This is a genomic window from Cobetia sp. (assembly GCF_983723665.1).
Genome location: NZ_CFDJES010000006.1, coordinates 46,116 through 49,711, shown reverse-complemented (window position 1 = coordinate 49,711; position 3,596 = coordinate 46,116). Strand labels below are relative to the sequence as shown.

General features: G+C 63.4%; 3 protein-coding genes. 2 read left to right on the top strand and 1 reads right to left on the bottom strand.

Annotated features, from left to right (window positions below; translation table 11 throughout):
- Nucleotides 1–164: 164 nt before the first annotated feature.
- On the top strand, nucleotides 165–1,520 hold the full coding sequence (mgtE, locus tag AC4FAH_RS01595) for a magnesium transporter (protein WP_043332561.1): 1,356 nt from the start codon (nucleotides 165–167) through the stop codon (nucleotides 1,518–1,520).
- A gap of 104 nt (nucleotides 1,521–1,624) precedes the next feature.
- Here the strand turns inward: mgtE and pmbA are convergent, their stop codons facing one another.
- The gene (pmbA, locus tag AC4FAH_RS01590; protein WP_279831714.1) at nucleotides 1,625–2,995 is read right to left on the bottom strand and encodes a metalloprotease PmbA; all 1,371 of its coding nucleotides are present in this window, start codon (nucleotides 2,993–2,995) and stop codon (nucleotides 1,625–1,627) included.
- Nucleotides 2,996–3,071: 76 nt separating this feature from the next.
- Here pmbA and yjgA point away from each other — a divergent pair, with 76 nt between their 5' ends.
- Entirely contained in the window at nucleotides 3,072–3,575 is a 504-nt protein-coding gene (gene yjgA, locus AC4FAH_RS01585) for a ribosome biogenesis factor YjgA (protein WP_043332563.1), read from the top strand.
- Nucleotides 3,576–3,596 lie beyond the last annotated feature (21 nt).

Below are 3,596 nucleotides of genomic sequence, written 5' to 3'. Positions count from 1 at the left end.
GCACCTATCCTTGCGCCCGGCAGCCATGCAACGCTGCTTTTGTGCCAGTGGCGGGACGCGGATTGTCCTTTCGATAAGAAACACTGTTTTCTTTTGTCGACGCGCCCCCCTACGCCAATGGTAGAATCAGCGCTGTCCTTCATGTCGACAGGGGAAGCCGACAGATGAGCAAGACGTCTCGTAAACTCAAGCCAAGACTTGATCGCCTGTCACAGGCGCTGGAAAGCGGCGAGCTGGAACAGGCAAGACGCATGCTCAATCGCGGCCTCGCACCAGTGGACGTGGCCCACCTGCTGGAATCCTCGCCCCCCAAGGAGCGTAATCTGCTCTGGGAGCTGGTCGATGCCGAGCTGCAGGGCGATGTCCTTCAATACCTTGGCGAAGACATCCAGACCGACTTCCTCAAGGACATGGACGCCGTCGACGTTCTCGCCGCCACCGAGAACCTGGAACCGGATGATGTCGCCGACATTCTGCAGCGCCTGCCGAATGCGGTGATTCTCGAAGTCCTCGACTCCATGGAGGCGCAGGAGCGCCTGCGCGTCGAAACGGTACTGTCCTTCCCGGAGGACACCGCCGGCGGCCTGATGAACACGGACACCATCACCATTCGTCCGGACATCACCCTGGACGTGGTGCTGCGCTACATCCGCCGCCACGAGCGCCTGCCCGACTCCACCGATACCCTGCTGGTCGTCTCGCGTCGCGATGAATTCATCGGTGCGCTGCCCATCAATCGCCTGCTGGTCTCGGACCCCGGCGTCACGGTGCGCGAAGTGATGGACACCGACAGCGTGGTGATTCCGGCCCTGATGCCGGAAACCGAAGTCGCCTCGCTGTTCGAGAAGCACGACCTGATCTCGGCGCCCGTGGTCGGCGGCGATGGCAACCTGCTGGGTCGCATCACCATCGATGACGTGGTCGACGTCATCCGTGGCGACGCCGAGCACCAGGTGATGTCGATGGCGGGGATGGATGAGGACGAAGACACCTTCTCTCCGGTGATGCGAACCTCATGGCGCCGCGCCGTCTGGCTCGGCATCAACCTGCTGACCGCCTTCATGGCCTCCGCCGTGATCGGCATGTTCGAAGGCACCATCCAGAAGATCACCGCGCTGGCCGTACTGATGCCCATCGTCGCCAGCATGGGCGGCATCGCGGGCTCTCAGGCACTCACCGTCCTGATTCGCGGAATCGCGCTGGGGCACGTCAAGAGCGGCAATGTCCGCTGGCTACTCAAGCGCGAGGTCATCGTCGCGGGACTCAACGGCCTGTTATGGGCCGTGGTGGTGGCAGGCATCGCCATCGTGTGGTTCGGGGATGTTCAGCTGGGGGCCATCATCGGCGCCGCGATCATGATCAATCTATTGATCGCCGCCGTGACAGGCACGCTGCTGCCGGTGCTGCTCAAGAAGCTCAATATCGACCCTGCCCTCTCCGGCAGCGTGATATTGACCACCGTGACCGACGTGATCGGCTTCATGGCCTTCCTGGGGCTGGCGACCTGGCTCTATCTGTAATACCCCGACGGGTTCCAGTGACTGCTTTAGAAACAACACGGCCGCTCCCATGGGAGCGGCCGTGTTGCATCTCGCTTGTCGCGCGATCAGAGAAGCGTCAGCGATCAGCCTTCCAGCTCTTCGTCTTCGCCTTCGGTCATGCCGGCGACGGTCATGCCATCGATCAGCCAGCTACCGCTGTGGATGCTGCCACGCGTATCGACATCATCGCCGACCGCCAGCAGATTGGCCGCCATGTCGCGCAGGTTGCCGGCAATGGTGAATTCCTCGACCGCATGCTGGATCTCGCCGTTCTCGACCCAGAAACCGGAGGCGCCGCGAGAGTAGTCACCGGTGACGCCGTTGACGCCCTGGCCCATCAGCTCGGTCACCAGCACGCCGGTGCCCATCTGCTTGAGCATCTCATCGAGCGAGGTCAGCGGCGCGGTGATGCGCACGTTGCGCGCGCCGCCGGCGTTGCCAGTGGTCTGCATGTTCAGGCGACGGGCGCTGTAGGCGCTCAGCATGTAGCTCTGCACCTTGCCGTCGGCAAAGTAGACATTGTCACGCGTCGCGACGCCATCGTTGTCGAAGGCGGCGCTGGACATGCCACCGACTTCCCGCGGCTTCTCGCCCAGCGTGAACCAGTCGGGGAACAGCGGCTGACCCAGGCTATCGCACAGGAAGCTGGACTCACGGTACAGCGAGCCGCCGGCGATGGCAGACAGGTAGTGACCGACCAGCCCGGCCGACATCTGCGGGTCGAACAGCACCGGCATGCGTCCCGTCGCCACCTTGCGCGCATTCAGGCGCGCCAGCGTGCGGCGCGCGGCTTCACGCCCCACCGACTCGGGAGAGCGCAGGTCCGCCGGATTGCGCACGCTGGTGTAGTCATAGTCACGCTGCATGCCCTGAGCATCCTTGGCGATCAGCATGCATGACATCGAGTGGCGGCTGCCGCACTGGCTGGCCAGGAACCCATGGCTGTTGCCGTAGACCTGCACGCCTTCGCCGCTGGAGAAGCTGGCGCCTTCGGACTGCGCGATGCCCTCCACTTCCAGCCCGGCACGCTCACAGGCCAGTGCCAGGTCGGTCGCTTCATCGACGCTGATCGCCCAGGGATGATGCGCCTGGAGATCAGGGAAGTCGGTGGCCATCAGCTCGGCCGGCGCCAGACCGGCAAAGCTGTCTTCGCCGGTATAGTGCGCGATGGAGACCGCCTTCTCGACCGCGGCACGAATCGAGTCGCTGCCGGCATCGGAAGATGTCGCGCTGCCCTTGCGATTGCCGAGATAGACGGTCACGCCGATGCCCTGGTCACGCGACAGTTCGACCGTCTCGACTTCGCCGTCACGCACCGAGATGCTGACGCCCTGATCGACGCTGGCACCGACCTCACAGGCGTCGGCACCCAGGCTGCGGGCAAGCTCGAGAGCTTCGCTGACGCGACGCTCGAGCAGTTGTTGCTGAGCAACGGCATCAAAGGCCTGGCTCATGTTGTTCTCCTTCTGAGGAGACGGGGGCCCGGCAGTGCTATACTGCCGCAAATTTCCCCGACTCATTGGAATTGGCATGCGTAAAGAAAGACCCGAGGAGCTCGTCGAGCGCCCCAGCAAGTCCCAGTTGAAGCGCGAGATGATCGAGCTGCAGGCGCTGGGCAAGAAGATCATCGATCTGCCGGAAGGCCAGCGCGCCAAGTTCCCGCTCTCTGACGACATGCTGGCCGCCATCGAGGAGACCCATCGCATTCGTAGTCACGAAGGCCTGCGTCGCCACATGCAGTACGTCGGCAAGCTGATGCGCAAGGAAGACCTGGACGCCGTGCGTGCCGTCTTCGAAGCCATGGAGCAGCAGAACGTGCGTCGCGATGCTTCCTTCCAGCGTCTCGAACGCTGGCGCGATCGCCTGCTGGACGACGATGAAGCCTTCGTGATCTTCGTCGAGGATTATCCTCACGTGGACCGTCAGGCCCTGCGTCAGCTGATCCGCAATGCGCGTGCCGAACGTGACGCCGGCAAACAGCCCAACAGCGCCAAGAAGCTCTTCAAGCTGCTGCGGGCCGAACTCGACCTCTGACACGGGGTCTGCCGCTCACGT